Below are 16348 nucleotides of genomic sequence, written 5' to 3' on the forward strand. Positions count from 1 at the left end.
CTTAGAATTTTTATTTTTAGCGGTATGAAATAACACTTGAGTTAAATTTCATTTGCAGGCCTTCACCTGTAGACTTAATCGCTGATTTTATACGTTCTTCTAGGTTAGATGTGGGCTGCAACCCTTGATACGCAAGAAAGAAAGTAGAAGGGACATAATATTTACCAGCGATGGATCTCAGTGACGCTAGTTTTACGGGAAGTGCCTGTAATTGAACAACTTTATCTAAATTAACATTGTACTTATGTCGCTCTGTCGTAATATAACGTTTTTCAGTAACGTAGTTAGCAAACTCACCTTTAAGTGTTTCAAACTTTTTACGTTTACTTATTTCGCGCTCGTAAGCTTTTCTTTTGTTTTGTAGCTCCATAACCTGCATTAAGTCATCTTTTACGACATACAACTCACTATTAAGCATTGACTTAAAATAGGCTAATGTAGGTAAAATTAACGAGCAAATTACTATTAAGCCCATCGATATTCTTTTGATTTGAACAGGACTCAGCTTTTTATCCAATTGCATAATTTGCTCCTTAACTTGCCCTTACTTTTGCTATAAGGGCAATGTTTTTCTACTGGTTCATTTTGAAAATAACTTCAACTCGTGCGATCGCCGCATTGCCACTTTCGTTATCTTCACCGATAATTGAAGGCCAAGTGTCTATAGATTTGTCAGCTGAATTGTCCATGCGAAACATACCTTTTGTTGAGTCTGGTACGCCGTCAATTAGTGTATCTAGAGCTACGGCTAAATCAGCACTCATACCCGTTATACGCATAACATTACCACTAGCAAAACTTCCTTCGTTAGCTTTACTTGGTGGCATATATTCAAAACAAACAGTTAATTGACCGGGATTACCATTATTGTCTGCATAGGCATAGTTGTCTTCGTTGCCAACACCACGACCTTGAGGCATTTCAATACCTGCGGCTTTAAATTCATCTTGTATATTGACTTCGTCTTCGTCTGCACAAACACTTATAATTTCTTCGTAGTCACCCGTATCTAGAATCGTATCTAATGCGGATTCATCTAGTTTTTTTGCACCGACAATTTTAGATGGCATCGCAGGATTATCTCCCACTACGGTGCCTGAACGACTATAGATTTGGTTGTAAGCTGAGGCCCAACCATCGACAAATTTCTGCTTTATTTTTTTAATTTCGGCATCTCGTTGCATATCCATGCCGACAGAAACAGCACCTAAAATGATACCTATAACTACTAAAACTAACGCCATTTCTATTAAGGTAAAACCTTGTGATTTTCTTCTATTCATTGTATTTCCTCTTTTGTGCAATAATTATATTTTGAGTTTATTAGTTTGAAAGTTTATAAAGTGCATCGACAACAAGGGTTCCAGATTCCCATCTAAGCAACCCTGTTGTACCATTAACCGTTTTATCGACAAGTACATCAATTTCTTCTGCAAGTTCTATTGGTAAATTCTTAATAATCATGACATTACTGTTTTTAATAACAGGGTTGTTTTTTGCCTTGTCTTTGTAACCAACTATCCAACTATCGGTATATGCAAAGCACAATTCTATTTGACGTGGGTTGCTGTCTTTATCTGTGACTACATAATTAGTTTCTTTGAATTCGCCACGCCCGGTAGGTAAGTCCATTTTCAAATTGAGTAGCTGTACTCTTAATGTATCATCGGTGTCTTCATCATCTACAACACTATCTAAACAAATGGGATCATCTAAACTCCCATTAACTCGACCTGAAGGCGAGACAGCAGAATCTCCGAGTACACGACCCGTTAATTGATGGTATGAGCGATAAACACCGGCCCAAGGATAAATAAAATCGGTGTAAGCGGCTTTGGTAGCAGCAGATTTTTGAAGGTTTCCTGAGATGCTGACAGCACCTAGAATAAGTCCAATAATGACAAGGACTAATGACATTTCTATTAATGTAAATCCTGAATTTTTTCTAAATGTCATATCCATATTCTATTATTATTTTTGTTATATTTATCAGTCTATTTCATAACACAAATTGTTACAAGTTACTTTCAATTAATTACATCTATTAACAGTTTAAGGTAGTGTTAAGAATTACAACGCTATACTTTCACACCTCATTTAATTAATATTGACGATTGAAGATAGCAACTAACTGGATGTTCGAATCGAGGCATGAAAAATAAAAACATAAAAACTATTAAAATTAGAATTTGGTTTGGTAAAGTATTTTTCGAGTCATTTTTGATTATGATCAGTATTTTAGCCGCACTTGCTATCCAAGAATGGAGTGACACAAAAGCTAAAGAAAACATGGTTTTACGATCTATTAGCGCCTTTAAGCAAGAGGCTCATCAAAGCTTAAATTGGCTAGATGATTCATCACCCTACCATAAGGGTTTATATCAGCTAATTGTGAAAATGAGTATGGAAAATCGCTCAGTTACAGGCGAGGAAATAAGACAATTACTTGATGGATTAAACCCATATATGCTTAGAGCGAGCTCATGGGATACTATGGTTGATACTGGTGTTTTACAATATATGGATTTAGACTTAGTTTCTGCATTATCATTAACTCAAAATATCCAGAAGCGCTTCGAGAAACTTTATAACGAAGGCTTACGTGAATTAATTAAAGAAACGTTTGATTTGAACGGAAATTCTGGTGTACTGCTTTACATTACAATTAGATTTTTTAAAGAAATTACAGAAGCAGAAGAAGAAATGCTGACGGTAAACTCTCAAGTAATAGAGTTACTGAGTCAGCATCAAAAAAAGCTACTAGAATAATGATTAAAAACTACCAAGGGTAGCCATCTTCGCTAGGAAGCTTCCCATCAATCATCAACACTTTTACGCCTGGCTTTATTTCAGAAAACGGTACAAATGCGATAGCGCCAGGAATCACATTGATTAAATCAATTGCCATGTCAGACGTATAAACTACTTTAGGGCCTGAAGCGACTTCAGCCTTAAACATTTTTTGGATCCAGTATTTTCGAAATTGTTGTTCATTCATTGAGTAAATCTGTTCTAACACCAAACTACGTGTTGTAGAGATAGGCGCTCGAATAAGTAAAATAATTCGTTTATTATCAGGCCAAAACTGTTGTTCTGAGCGAAAAATACGTGATACTTCACTCTTACTTAAACCATCTAATGTTGAACTAGCATTAACAACTATGGCTAAGGGATCATGCTTTTTCGACTCTTGTGCTTTAGATGTTGTTACAACCAAAAACGGAGCCATAAATAAACATATGGATAAAAATTTACGGGTAAATAACACTTTCATTCCTTACAAACTTAACAGTTTTTTGGGTTGGTATTTAATCTAAAACAAAACTCAACTGTAGCTCAGCTATGTCGTTTTTATTCTTGTGAATGCCTAACTTTTCAGTTCGGTATTCAAGCTTTAAAGAGGCATAGTTAGAAAAATCATACCTAATACCACCTGTTATACTTTCATAGTTCTGATCTTGTTTGATTAACACATCTTCTCGATCGATTTTTACCTTGTCGAGGCGCGCATAAGGTTGAAAATCTTGCCAACTTTTCGCTAACCTATATGCAATTTGCACATAATAGGCATTTCCATGAGTTTCAGCTTTATCTCCATCTTTCTCTTTATGTTTAAATTGGATAGCTTCAGCAATAATTTCAGGGTTTCTACGTTCAAGTGCTACATATAACCCTATTATTTCATCAGTGATAGTAGTTGCCGTTTGTGCTGCGGCATTTTCTACTGGTATTGTATCTGTAAAATAACTTAAACCGATATTTAAACCAGGAAAAGCTCTAGGTCTACTATATATTTGCAACGTAGTTGCATTTTCACCAACTGACGCATCTTGATGAGCATGTTCATTAACTTGGGCACGTGCAAAGTTTTGATGTAATCCTTGACCGTAACCTATTCGATATCCAAGACCTAAATCTGTATTAATAAAATCACCTTCTAACAATAATCCTTTAAAATGAATAGGGACAATTGCACTGCCAAATTTAAATGAGGATGGTCTATTAATTGAGGTTTGTAACCAAGCACCGTGGTGAAAAGTCGCGTTCCAATAACCTACCGGTGTATGGAATTTACCAACAGAAAGTTTAAATAAGTCATTAAAATCATAGCGAAAAATCAGCCTTTCAACTGTGCTTTCAAACCCACTATCAGTCTCCGTTACAGCTATTTCCCCAAAAATTGTGGAGTTTTGATCAATACTACTGATAACTTGTGCGACCACTTGGCCTAATTTAAATTTTTTATTCTCTGTATCGTATTTAATGTCAGAAAAGCCAATAACCTTAATCGTTGGGTATTGGTAGTTATCGAAATATTGTTCTGTAACCCCAGTAAATGGAATAGCTAATAAAACTAATGCTAATAGTTTTTTATAACTATATTTAAATATGCCTAACATCCAAAATACAGCCTGATTATATTCTAATAATTTTCGATAATACCACAGTCGTTATATAAAGCTCCATATTACGACAATATATAATGTGTAGTGGTCAAGTAAAAATAACCACAAATTTGTATTCAATCCAATATCTTTTTTTCAGGCTGAATCATCGGTAAACCTGAGTACTTACTGTGCAACCTAACTTTGCCAAAACACCTAATAATACAGCTAGTTGTTGAACTTCCATCCTCAATACGAGTAATACGCTATTTAAGTGCACCAACTTCAAGTTAATCTGGTGTAGCATTGAATTTTACACATATTAATTTATTAGCTAGATCGTTAATTCGATCGAAACAGCTGATTCCGATTTTCGAGGGCTCTTCCGCTTTAACTATTTAATTCTTTTTTTATTTCTAATATATTCAACAATTAGCTTAGTGTTTAGCTCAACCTTAAGCGTAAAGTCATAAATTATTTTGTTGCTGTACCTTGCTCAAGATTTTGATTTTGATTTTGATTTTAGATAGGAAGACTTACAAGTCCCATGACATACGCAGGTAATAATAACCGCCGTTAAATCCCATCGGCGAATTAAGTGGGTAAATAGCCCCTAAAAATCCCGATGTTCGCCCTTTACTGTATTCATCAGGAAAGACGTCAAAAATATTATTAGCACCTAAAGCTACCGTTAAACTCTCATTAATTTCATAAGAAAACTCAACATCTGTTATGACAATTGCATTCACTTTCTCAATAAGCGATACGTCATTAAACTGTGCATTGTAAAAACTGCCATAGTAGTTAACACGTAACATGCTACTTAAATGGCCTTGCTTTTGAGAATAGGTTAATACGGCTCGGTTATTTGGAATGCCTTCTTCACGCTCTTTGCGAGCATTAACATTCGCAATAGGGCTCTTACTGTCAAAACCACCTAACTTTGTTTCTGTATAGTTATAGGCGAGTGATACTAAGCTGTTATGGCTAATAAACTCCAATGGCAAACTGGCAACTAAGTCAAATCCCTGTGTTATTGAGTCGAAATCATTAGCATAATATTGAATACTGGTGACGTTTGATTTAACCCCTGAGGTGGCTAATAATCTTGTATCTACAGCAGTTACATCACTCGAAAATAAAGATAGCCTGTCATCAACATCAATAAGAAAATAATCCAAGGTAATATTTGCTGGTCCTATATCCGATAATAAACCAATACTAAAGCTAGTTGCAGTTTCTGGTTCAAGGCCACCACCAGATCGTGCGACAGCAATCGGACTTAACGCACTTACTAGCTGTGATCGTTGTTGCACTACAACACCATTAACGATTGAATTTGAGGTAGATATGCGTTGCAAAGTAGATTGACCCACAGTCGGAGCCCGAAATGCCGTACTCAGTGTTGAGCGTATGGCTATTTCATCGCTGAGCTGTAATCGGGATGACACTTTCCCGTCAAAAGTATTGCCTATTTTGGCGATATCTTCATACCTGATCGCCAGCGACATAGAGAGCGCTTCTGTAATGTCGCTTTCTATATCTAAATATACGGCATTAGATATGCGATCATTAATACTAGCGGTCTCGGGTGAGAAACCAGGAAAGCCATTTGCTCCGACCGCCTCACTATTATTATCAAAAGGTCCTGCCTGATAAGATGCCGTTTCGCCCGTAACAATCTCAAATTTTTCGAAATGAGTTTGGTAGCCAAAGGCAACATTCAAGTCTGACTCAAAATCAACGTTAATTGGGTAAGTAAAATCAGCGTTAAATACACCTTCGGTTTGTATTTGAGAACCAAGCTCAAAGTCACTGGGTGAATTTTCACCTAATGAGGCATTAACACTATTGCGTAGTTTGTAATCATTGCGATTTCTCCCAACGACCATACTAATATCATACGTTAGATCGGCATTATTTTTAATTAGCGAGCCTCGTAGGCCTACCGCGAGACTTTCATCGGTTACTCTGCCGCCAAATCGTGGAGTAAAGCCACCAGGAAAACGCTCATTAAAAGCAAAGCAATTGGGATTAGCTGAAACAGCCGCTAAAGCTTCAGCATCACCCGGACTACCAGGAAGAGTGGGTACTGGACAATTACCGGTGTTATTACTCGTCATATCAAAAAATAGTCGTGTGCCATCATTTGGATTCGTAAATACACTTGCTCGGGTATTAGGATTGCGATAATAAAAGCTGCCATCAATATCGCGCTGCGCCCAATTTCCAAACATATAAAGTTGTTGGTATTGATTTTTAGCGCCAATATCCATCTCCAAATGACCGAATAGCTTGATATTGTTGCTAATTTTTGGAGCACCCCAAATAACAACAGGATCTTGTATATCGTCCGCACTGATACCGCTATCAATCAACGACTGTACTGCAGGATCTTGAATTCCACGAGAAGTGCTGTCACTTTCTGAAAGTTGGAATGAAAAATTAGCACTGCCACTACTACCAATTTGGCTACCTAGAATACCAGACAATTCGAGCGTCGAACCATCTCCAGCGTAGTATTGGCCTGTACTTACTTCAATTCGGCTGATATCTGCACTGTTTTCTAAACGAAAATTAATAACCCCCGCGATGGCATCAGAACCATATTGCGCGGCCGCACCATCACGTAAAACTTCAACACTTTTTAAAGCAATACTCGGAATAGGTTCAAGATCAACACCATGAGCGCCAATATTCAACCCTGAGATAAATTCATAGATCACGCCACTGCGATGACGCCGTTTACCATTCACTAATATTAGCGTGCTATCGGTTGGCAATCCTCTAAGGTTAGCAGGTCTTACCATAGTACCTGCATCACTAATGGCTTCTTGACTGGTATTATAAGAAGGAATAACACTCGACAAACTGAATATTAGGTCGTTATTGCCTTGCGAGCTTAAATCACGTTTATTGATGATATCTAATGGCGCTAAAGCACTGCTTGGCGATCTATTGATTCGACGAGAGCCAATTATTTGAATACGCTCAGCTTCGACTTCGTTAGTTAATTTTTTTTCTTCAGTTATTGCTTGAAAAGAAAAATCTATATCAGGTAAATTAGCAGTAAGAAAATCAGGTCCAAAGAGAATATTATCCATTTGATGTTTGAGATGGTTTTTTAAGAACACATCAATAGCAAAATTTTTACCATTATAATCATAATTGCTTAGCTCCGAAGACACCGCGATAACACGTTTTTCAGTAGCAAAAGCACTAAGAGGCGTGTTTAAAAGTAACTGCCCTAAAGCATCTTCAAGTGAGTAAGTACCAAAAAGTGGATTACTAACAACAATGATAGAATCATCAAATGGATATATGAGTGAATAACCCGATATTGTGGCTAATTTATCTAAAGCCTGAGCAGCAGACATGGCAGGGAGTTCAAATTGGTAGCGCTCAGCGGCTTTACACGCCAAAGCATTACCGAAAAATAGCAAAGAGAATGCAATAATAAATTGACGGTATTTTATTTTTTGTTGTTTTAGTGACCAACTACGCACTTAACAAATATCTCACGTTTTTTATTCTTCACTCAAAAGTGCTCTATCTTGATGGTTATATTATGAACGCAGTTTGACTGGAGTTACTAGTTATTTTTCCTAATTTATTTATTTCGTTAACAATCTAAATCATAAGCTAATCATTAGCTCTCTCGATAATCTGACAATATGACATTAACCTGCGAGCAAAGGCCAAGTTCCGCTTCTAATTTCATGCTATATTTTTTTGCAAGTCAGCTTAATAAATACCGCCAATGACGAATAGTAATTCATATTGTCTACTCACTGAGTGTAATAGCGGTCAAAGTCGCTGTTTCTAATGCAGATAAAGCTATGAATAGTTATCAAGCATTAGACATAAAAAAACCCAGCCAAAGCTGGGTTTTTTATATCAACAATATGCTAGCTGATATTAGAAGTTATATGTTGCTTTTACGTAGTAGAAACCACCATTAAAACCAAACGGAGATGTTTCATAATATTTACCACCCCATTGATTATTAACACAACCACCACAACTAGCTGCACCGGCATCGGTGAAGTTTATTTCAGTTGCTTCTTGGTCGAACAAGTTTTGCGCGCCAACAGACAACACGATGTCATCTGAAGCAAAGTAACTAAACTCGGCATCAATTGTTACTGCAGCATCGCCAGTATTAACTGTGTCAACGTAGTCAACATGAACACCTTGATATTCGCCATAGTAATTACCACGAATCAAGAAGCTCACTTCATCCCATGATTGTGACCAAGTCAACGTTGCACGGTGATTAGGTAAATCATTTTCTAAACGAGAAACTTTAAAGTCGCCAGTAATCGCTGTGAAGCTATCAACTTCAGTTTTATTGTAGTTGTACGCTAAACTAAACTTGGCATCACCATCAAGTAATTCCATACCGTAGTTAGCGATTAAATCAACACCTGATGTTGTTGTATCAAAATCATTTGTGAAGAAACTTACTAACTGTATTGATTCAACATTGGCTACACCAGCATTGGTTAAAGCTGTTTTATCATCATCTGTTAGTTCATATTTAGTTGATTGAGACACGCGGTCTTCAACTGAAATATTGTAGTAATCAAGCGTAATGAATAGCTCGCCAATATTCCAAACTGCACCTAAAGTATAACTTTGAGATGTTTCTGGTGTTAACTCTGTTGCACCTAACTGTATCGCAATCGGGTTACTCGCTGGTAATAATGCAGAATCAACTAAGGCACCATTTTCCAATGCGGTTTGCACGTTCGAGTAATTAGCTTGACCTACTGTAGGAGCACGGAAACCTGTACTGATTGAACTACGTAAAGAAAAGTCATCGGTTACATTATATTGTGCTGTAAGCTTGTAGTTAGAGTCACTACCAAATGAGCTGTAGTCTTCATAACGAAGTGCTGCACCTAGTAAAAAGTCTTCTGTTATTTGTGCTTCAGTATCAACATAGAACGCGAAATTTTGGCGAGAATAAACACCAGCAGCTTGAGGCTTAAATCCTGGGAAGCCATTAGAGCCGATACCAAAACCTTGTTCAGTGTATGGACCTGCAGTATATGATGCAACATCACCAGCGGTTACTTCAAATGATTCTGAATGCCATTCATAACCACCAGCAACCATTAATGATTCAAACATATCAACATCAATATCTTTGCTGAAATCAACGTTAAAAGTTTTTTCTAACTGAGTATGTTTACCTGGACTAAAGTCACGCGGAGTTGCAGGACCTAAAGAGGCGTTTAAGGTATCATAAATTACATAAGTAGATTCGTTAAAGCCAACAGAACCACTAACGTCATACATTACACCGTTATCTAGTTCACCACGTGTACCTAAAGTGATTGAGGTATCAATAATATTGCCACCGAAGTTTGGTGTAAAACCACCTGGTAACATTTCGTTGAAACTAAAACAATTGTCATTATTAGCAACATTGTTAATGTAATCGTCTTGCGTTAATACATTAGCGCTAGTCACGTTGACAGGAGAACAACTGCCTCCAACACCCAAACCGTCTAAATCTGCGATAAGGAGATTTGATACGCCATCACCATCGGTATCACCATTACTATAAACACCACCACGAGTATGCGGATTACGATAGTAGAAACCACCGCGAACATCACGCTCAGAGAAGTTACCAAACATGTAGGCTTCGCTATCGTTACCTAAGTCTAAACCTGAGTTTACAAAAATAGTGTAGTCATCATTTACTTCAGGAGAGCCCCAAATTTGAGCTAAGTCTGATACAGCCGTGTTACCTGCAGCGATAAAAGCTGCTGCGTCAGGGCGTTGTACACTTCGACTAGTTGCATCAGCATTTTTATATTGAAAACTTAAATTCAAAAAGCCGTCTTTCGTTAATGGCATACCAACGTTACCAGATACTTCCATGGTATCGCCGTCGCCTTCATAATAAGAGCCATAACGAGCAGTTAAAGAGCCACCATCAGCGTCATCTTTTAAAACAAAGTTCATTACACCAGCAATAGCATCAGAGCCATATTGTGCAGCGGCGCCATCACGAAGTACTTCAACTTGTTTTAATGCAACGCTAGGGATAACTGAAATATCAGGACCTTGGGCACCATCATTAATACCGCCACCTAATAATGCAATGACAGAAGCACGATGACGACGTTTGCCGTTAACTAAAATCAAAGTACTGTCAGATGATAAACCACGTAGATTGGCAGGTTTAACTAAACTTGCCGCATCTGAAATAGGGTTTGAGTGGACGTTAAAGGAAGGAACACTGCCTTTTATTAATTCAAGCATGTCGGTATTACCGCCACGCGCTAGTTCTTCTCCACCAATTAAGTCAATTGGTACAGGAGAGTCGTTTACTGAGCGAGGAGCACCACGCGAGCCTACGACAACAATTTTTTCTACATCTTTTTCTGCTTTAATTTTTGCACTATTATCTTCAGCAGCATAAGTAGATGTAGTTCCTAAAGCTAAACTTACAGCAATTGCTAACGTTCCTGTACGGAATTTATTAGACATGTTATTTCCTTCCCGAGTTTTATAATTATTTTGTTTAGTTACTTTTTTTGTAAAAATTTTGCAACTTAACTTAAAGAGCTCGAAGGTATAAAAATCCGTAAAGTTTTTTTAATTAATTTAGGTTTTTATTTTTTTAGTCAATAATATTTTATTTGAATCAATGCGTTGGGACTGAATATTAAATGATAACTCTATCGCTTCAATTAACGCTTCGCTATCGCCTAAGTCAAAACGCCCACTCATTCTTAGTGCGTGTAGCGAAGGATCTTTTAATACAATAGTGATGTCGAGATAGCGATTAATTTCTTCGATAACATCAAATAGTGTTTCATTATCAAAAATTAACTTGCCATCAAGCCACGAAAGTTCACGTTGTAAATTTTCTGTTTTAATATGCGTTAAAATTGGCGTTTGGTTATTGTTAGCAACAACTTTTTCACCTTTTACAATAAAGACATCATCTGCTTGAACTACTGTATTATTCAGCTCTTTAATATCAGACAGTGGGGTATCAGTAGCCACTTTTGACATTTTAACTTTACCATCCGTTACGGTTACTTGGATGTTCTCAGACTTTATATGCACAACAAATTTTGTTCCAATAGCCTGAACTAAGCGATCACCGGCATAAACAATAAAAGGACGATTAGGATCGTGAGCGACGTCAAAAAGCGCTTCACCTTGAATAAGCTTTATTATGCGCTTGTCTTTAGAAAACTCAGTTTCAATCACCGTATTCGTATTTAAGTGAATAATTGAACCGTCAGCAAACGTGGTATCGAGTTGCTGGCCAATTACAGTCGCATATGAATTTTTCTGCACACCTTCAGGCACAGTCAACCAAAGTAAAACAGCTAAAAAACTCACACTTGCCGCTAACATCAACGGTTTAAAAACAGGGGTTAATATTGGCCATAACGATATATTTTCTGAACTACCTTCATCGGTAATCATACTTAAGACTTCGTCCATATCATTCCACACATCAGCCATTGCTTTTAATGCAACTAAGTGGCGTTTATCTACTGCTAACCATGCTTTAAAGTCTTTTTTAGCTTGTCGAGATAAACTCCCATTATCTAGTCGTACCAACCAAAGCGATGCTTCGTCGTCAATACTATTTGAGGTATGAAGAGGAACTACTTTATTACTTGAATTCATTTTCTACTTTCCTCGTTCAACTTATTAAGCGGAATGGCTTGTTTGGACTCGTTTACATCGTATCCTTGAGCATAAAGAGACTGCTTACATTGCTTTAAGCCTTTGGCTATATTTTTTTCAACTGAACTGACGGATATATTCATTTTTTTAGCTATTTCTTTATGACTTAAACAATATAATTTTCTTAAGAGTATCGCTCGGCGATTTTTTTCAGGTAATGCGTTTAATACTTCCAAGAAACGTTCAAACTTAAGTTTTTGGTATAATTCTTTCTCAACCGTATTATCAACATCACTCTCAAGTAAGGCTTCATCAATTTCATTATCTATTTCTTTTGATTGCTGCGTTAACTTCTTCAGCACCAAATTTCGTGATACAACAAATAAATAGCCTTTAGGAGATTTTATTTCTTGTTGAGCATCAGATTGTAAAACTCGAATAAAGGTTTCTTGTAAAATATCATCAACATCTTGCTGTTTTACGCTCATTTTCATAATTGAGCGCACCAACCCATCTCTACATGATTGAAAAGCTTCAAAAATTCTGTTGTTTGGCGGTGTCTTTGTTGGCATTCAATATGTCCAATTACCTAGGCTACTATTAAAGAGTGTGTTTACGGCCTAATCCATAAAAAATTTTAATTTAATATTCGATAATAACCTTTTTATCCTTGTCTGCATAAAATATTCAACAACAAATCTACGCTTAATATTGCCAATCTTATTAACATTAAGTTTAGCGTTAATGCACATAGTAGCCTTTGTCATAAATGCTTTAATTTTTACCTTAAAAATCAGACTTTAAGGAAGTTTTAATTTTAAATTTAAGTTTCTTAATAAATGTTTATGGATTATTCCGCCAGTAAACTCTTTATCGATACATTGGCTTATTAACACTATTAAAAAATATAACGGTGGGTATTACTTTGGAATTTGAAACACTTTTCTCTTTAGGGCTTTATTTTTGTGCCATGATCGGCATCGGCATATATGCATATAGAAAGACAACCAACGATGTTTCTGGCTATATGTTGGGAGGACGTAGTTTAAGCCCTTCCGTAACAGCATTATCAGCCGGTGCATCAGATATGAGTGGCTGGATGCTGATGGGCTTGCCTGGTGCTATGTATATCGTAGGGATCAGCAGCTTGTGGATTGCGATAGGCTTGGTGATTGGTTCATTTTTGAATTATCTCGTGGTTGCTCCTCGTTTACGCACATATACTGAGCTTGCTAACGACTCGATTACATTGCCTGATTTTTTTGAGCATCGCTTTGAAGATAAATCTCGCGCACTCAGGTTAATTTCTTCCATTGTTATCATTGTTTTTTTCACCCTCTATACCTCATCCGGCATAGTCGCAGGCGGTAAGCTATTCGAAAGTTCATTCGGTTTAAACTATGAATTAGGCTTATATGTAACTGCAGGCGTGGTGGTTTCCTATACTTTATTTGGTGGCTTTCTTGCGGTAAGTTTAACCGACTTCGTGCAAGGCTGTATTATGTTCATCGCCTTAGTTTTAGTGCCGGTTGTTGTTATTAATGATGTCGGTGGATTAGCAACAGTACATAGCAGTATTCAAGAAATGAATCCCGAATTACTCAATATGTTTAGTGGTATTGGTATCGTTGGGGTAATTTCTGCCATGTCTTGGGGTTTAGGGTATTTCGGGCAACCCCACATTATTGTCAGATTTATGGCTATTCGTTCGGTCAAAGACATCCCCACTGCTCGACGTATTGGCATGAGCTGGATGATTGTCGCGATATGCGGTGCAATGGCCACTGGGTTTGCGGGTATTGTTTATGTTAAAAATACCGGCGTTGCATTAGAAGACCCTGAAACTATTTTCATTTTGTTGTCACAAGTTTTATTTAGCCCTTTAATATCTGGATTTTTACTTGCCGCCATTCTTGCCGCAATTATGAGTACCATATCATCGCAACTACTAGTGACCTCAAGCTCATTAACGGGCGATTTTTATCATACCTTTTTGGATAAAAAAGCCAGTGATCAACGATTAGTATTAGTAGGAAGAATATCGGTACTGATTGTCGCCTTAGTTGCGGTTTATTTAGCGTATGATCGCAATAGCTCAGTATTAGACTTAGTCAGTAATGCTTGGGCTGGCTTTGGTTCAGCATTTGGGCCTGTGGTCATTTTGAGTCTTTACTGGAAAAAAATGAATCGTAACGGCGCGCTTGCGGGTATGGTAGTTGGTGCTGTCACGGTATTAATCTGGATTTATGCGCCCATCACAATCAATGGTCAGTCGTTAAGTGCCAGTATTTATGAAATAGTCCCTGGGTTTATTTTATCGACAATCGCTATTGTGGTAGTCAGTAAAATTACCGGAAATGTTTCCCCTTCAATTGAAAAATTGTTTGATAAAGTTGAAGTTATTCACTCTCAATAAATAAAAAGGGATAATATAAGTAGTATTTATACTTATATTATCCCTGCATTGCTCAATTTTATAAATGAGTTAGAGCGTGATGATTAATAATTATTAAATGTAAATAACCATCACTGTTTTGCAGCTCATATTAAGCTATCTTTAAATAATCTTTAATAATTTCAGCACCAGTATCAGCTTGAATAGGCTTAAATATAAAGCCTGAAATGCCTTTACTTGCACAGCTTTGTATCAGCGCTTGATCAGTAACTGATGACAACATAACCACAGGCACATTACTGCCATTAGCGCGGATATTAGCTAAGGCTTCATCGCCATTCATGTCACTCATCACCACATCCATAAACATAAAGTCAGGTTGTTGCTCTTGCACCATAGTAACGGCTACCGAACCATCGTCAGCTTCAATCACATTGTTATAACCTAATTGTGCTAAATAGCGTTTAAGTGCTTTGCGTATCATGCCGCTATCATCTACTAGTAATATTTTACTTTCGAGTGGTAATACATTGGTATGTGGGTTGCTAATACCTGTACTGGCTTCGCGTTTGATACCTATTGATTGATATTCAACTTTACGGATCAGTAAATTAAAGTAATAACGCCCTACGCCTTCAATAGTAATAGGCACGGTAATAACTTCGGTAACACCGGCTAAATATTTATCCATGTCATTAACATCATGAACAAAGTACGGGCTTGAAAATTTATAATCTAAACTATAACGGCCATGTAGATCAGTTGAGCGGCCTACGATGGTGTTGCCCCATTCCGCTAGCGCATGACTTAGCTCTTCATTAATTTCAGTGAACTGATATTTTTCTTCAAACATGTGCTCACAAACAGAGTTACCAATGGCGATAGCTGTTTCTGGGTAATGATGCATCATAATTACGCCATCTAAACCACCTGTAACTTCAGAGCATACTGCATAGCCTTTAAAGCGAAAGTCATCAACATTATCGACAAAAGCTTCCCCAGCTTCACCAACCAAGTTCGTCATTGCTTTTAAACTGGCAAGTGACTCATTGATAAATGGGTATAAAATAACTTTATATAGCGCTTCTACTGACATGATATTTCCTTGTTTATAATTATTTCTATGACAATTTTATGGGTACAATACTAAGCCCAAACAATAAATACAAATTTAGCTGACTTTTGATGAAAAGCATCTTGTATTACAAAATATTTTGCAGAATATGCTAAGTAACAAATGCTGAGCCTGTAAAGTTGAGAGCAGGTTAAACGCTTTTAACCTCTTATAACAAGAGATTCCTATCGATAGGGAAAAACTCACTCGCGGCATTAATTAAAGACTGCGCCGTTAAAGCTGTGACACCATAAACATGCGTTTTTATACCATCACGTGACATAACTTTTTTCAGTAATAAATCAAAGTCACCGTCACCAGAAAGCAGTATAACCATGTCAACATCGGGAGCCGCTTCCATAACATCAATCGCTATACCCACATCCCAATCACCTTTAGCTGAGCCATCTCTTCGTTGAATAAACGGTTTAAGCTTCACATCAAAGCCGATATGTTTTAACGCTTTTTGGAATTTATGTTGTTGGTCGTCGCTGCGTTGTATTGCATAAGCATTGGCCAGAACAATATCCCCTTGTTGGCTAATTTGCTGCCAAAAAGCACGATAGTTAAATTGCTGTTTAAAAGTGTCACGCGTGGTGTAATAAATATTTTGTACATCTACAAATATAGCAATTTTTAATGGTTTAGGGCTATTTTGCATAAGTTTCCTATCGGCTTAATGAAGTATGGCTTGCCAATACTTCGTTTATTTCTTTATATTTCATTATAGTACTTGGAATAAGTATTTTTAGCAGTTAATTATTAACGAATAAAACTACTCATCGC

13 protein-coding genes are annotated in these 16348 nt (G+C 37.0%); 2 read left to right on the forward strand and 11 right to left on the reverse strand.

All coding sequences use genetic code 11. The features are described 5' to 3' along the window. Positions 1–16: 16 nt before the first annotated feature. From DBO93_RS17515 to DBO93_RS17525, 3 genes are read right to left on the reverse strand one after another with little or no spacing between them, the layout of a single operon-like run. Positions 17–523: a hypothetical protein gene (locus tag DBO93_RS17515; protein WP_108457478.1), complete on the reverse strand. Its 507-nt coding sequence runs from the start codon at positions 521–523 to the stop codon at positions 17–19. Positions 524–572: 49 nt separating this feature from the next. Beyond that, positions 573–1283 (reverse strand): type II secretion system protein, encoded by a 711-nt coding sequence (locus DBO93_RS17520; RefSeq protein WP_108457479.1) that lies wholly within the window; start codon positions 1281–1283, stop codon positions 573–575. A 40-nt stretch (positions 1284–1323) separates the two neighbouring features. Next, positions 1324–1956 (reverse strand): type II secretion system protein, encoded by a 633-nt coding sequence (locus DBO93_RS17525; protein ID WP_162533825.1) that lies wholly within the window; start codon positions 1954–1956, stop codon positions 1324–1326. Positions 1957–2151: 195 nt separating this feature from the next. Here DBO93_RS17525 and DBO93_RS17530 point away from each other — a divergent pair, with 195 nt between their 5' ends. After that, positions 2152–2769: a hypothetical protein gene (locus DBO93_RS17530; RefSeq protein WP_108457481.1), complete on the forward strand. Its 618-nt coding sequence runs from the start codon at positions 2152–2154 to the stop codon at positions 2767–2769. A 10-nt stretch (positions 2770–2779) separates the two neighbouring features. Here the strand turns inward: DBO93_RS17530 and DBO93_RS17535 are convergent, their stop codons facing one another. The 6 genes from DBO93_RS17535 to DBO93_RS17560 all read right to left on the reverse strand — a co-directional run bounded on the left by DBO93_RS17535 (position 2780) and on the right by DBO93_RS17560 (position 12625). Then, positions 2780–3229 (reverse strand): hypothetical protein, encoded by a 450-nt coding sequence (locus DBO93_RS17535; protein WP_162533826.1) that lies wholly within the window; start codon positions 3227–3229, stop codon positions 2780–2782. Positions 3230–3308: 79 nt separating this feature from the next. Next, entirely contained in the window at positions 3309–4400 is a 1092-nt protein-coding gene (locus DBO93_RS17540; RefSeq protein ID WP_108457483.1) for a hypothetical protein, read from the reverse strand. Positions 4401–4921: 521 nt separating this feature from the next. Further along, a complete protein-coding gene (locus DBO93_RS17545) occupies positions 4922–7891 on the reverse strand; it encodes a TonB-dependent receptor (protein ID WP_108457484.1) in 2970 nt (989 codons plus the stop codon). A 412-nt stretch (positions 7892–8303) separates the two neighbouring features. Then, positions 8304–10892, reverse strand: a complete 2589-nt coding sequence (locus DBO93_RS17550) for a TonB-dependent receptor (protein ID WP_108457485.1) — start codon at positions 10890–10892, stop codon at positions 8304–8306. A 117-nt stretch (positions 10893–11009) separates the two neighbouring features. Beyond that, positions 11010–12053 carry a FecR domain-containing protein gene (locus DBO93_RS17555; protein ID WP_108457486.1) on the reverse strand — a complete coding sequence of 348 codons (1044 nt, stop codon included), beginning with the start codon at positions 12051–12053 and terminating at the stop codon, positions 11010–11012. After that, positions 12050–12625, reverse strand: a complete 576-nt coding sequence (locus tag DBO93_RS17560) for an RNA polymerase sigma factor (protein WP_108457487.1) — start codon at positions 12623–12625, stop codon at positions 12050–12052. The genes DBO93_RS17555 and DBO93_RS17560 overlap by 4 nt, the downstream gene beginning before the upstream one ends. 353 nt (positions 12626–12978) lie before the next feature. Here DBO93_RS17560 and putP point away from each other — a divergent pair, with 353 nt between their 5' ends. Then, positions 12979–14469, forward strand: coding sequence for a sodium/proline symporter PutP (putP, locus tag DBO93_RS17565; RefSeq protein ID WP_108457488.1), 1491 nt, complete (start codon positions 12979–12981; stop codon positions 14467–14469). A 130-nt stretch (positions 14470–14599) separates the two neighbouring features. On the opposite strand, the gene DBO93_RS17570 is transcribed toward putP, so the two are convergent. Further along, the gene (locus DBO93_RS17570; protein ID WP_108457489.1) at positions 14600–15544 is read right to left on the reverse strand and encodes a response regulator; all 945 of its coding nucleotides are present in this window, start codon (positions 15542–15544) and stop codon (positions 14600–14602) included. A 187-nt stretch (positions 15545–15731) separates the two neighbouring features. Further along, the gene (locus DBO93_RS17575) at positions 15732–16223 is read right to left on the reverse strand and encodes an NYN domain-containing protein (RefSeq protein ID WP_108457490.1); all 492 of its coding nucleotides are present in this window, start codon (positions 16221–16223) and stop codon (positions 15732–15734) included. Between the last annotated feature and the right edge of the window lie 125 nt (positions 16224–16348).

The organism is Colwellia sp. Arc7-D (assembly GCF_003061515.1).
GTDB lineage: Bacteria > Pseudomonadota > Gammaproteobacteria > Enterobacterales > Alteromonadaceae > Cognaticolwellia.

What these genes read in the sequence shown, in the direction of transcription:
- DBO93_RS17515 (WP_108457478.1), bottom strand. Translation starts at nt 523, where the DNA reads ATGCAATTGGATAAAAAGCTGAGTCCTGTTCAAATCAAAAGAATATCG.
- DBO93_RS17520 (WP_108457479.1), bottom strand. Translation starts at nt 1,283, where the DNA reads ATGAATAGAAGAAAATCACAAGGTTTTACCTTAATAGAAATGGCGTTA.
- DBO93_RS17525 (WP_162533825.1), bottom strand. Translation starts at nt 1,956, where the DNA reads ATGACATTTAGAAAAAATTCAGGATTTACATTAATAGAAATGTCATTA.
- DBO93_RS17530 (WP_108457481.1), top strand. Translation starts at nt 2,152, where the DNA reads ATGAAAAATAAAAACATAAAAACTATTAAAATTAGAATTTGGTTTGGT.
- DBO93_RS17535 (WP_162533826.1), bottom strand. Translation starts at nt 3,229, where the DNA reads ATGGCTCCGTTTTTGGTTGTAACAACATCTAAAGCACAAGAGTCGAAA.
- DBO93_RS17540 (WP_108457483.1), bottom strand. Translation starts at nt 4,400, where the DNA reads ATGTTAGGCATATTTAAATATAGTTATAAAAAACTATTAGCATTAGTT.
- DBO93_RS17550 (WP_108457485.1), bottom strand. Translation starts at nt 10,892, where the DNA reads ATGTCTAATAAATTCCGTACAGGAACGTTAGCAATTGCTGTAAGTTTA.
- DBO93_RS17555 (WP_108457486.1), bottom strand. Translation starts at nt 12,053, where the DNA reads ATGAATTCAAGTAATAAAGTAGTTCCTCTTCATACCTCAAATAGTATT.
- DBO93_RS17560 (WP_108457487.1), bottom strand. Translation starts at nt 12,625, where the DNA reads ATGCCAACAAAGACACCGCCAAACAACAGAATTTTTGAAGCTTTTCAA.
- DBO93_RS17570 (WP_108457489.1), bottom strand. Translation starts at nt 15,544, where the DNA reads ATGTCAGTAGAAGCGCTATATAAAGTTATTTTATACCCATTTATCAAT.
- DBO93_RS17575 (WP_108457490.1), bottom strand. Translation starts at nt 16,223, where the DNA reads ATGCAAAATAGCCCTAAACCATTAAAAATTGCTATATTTGTAGATGTA.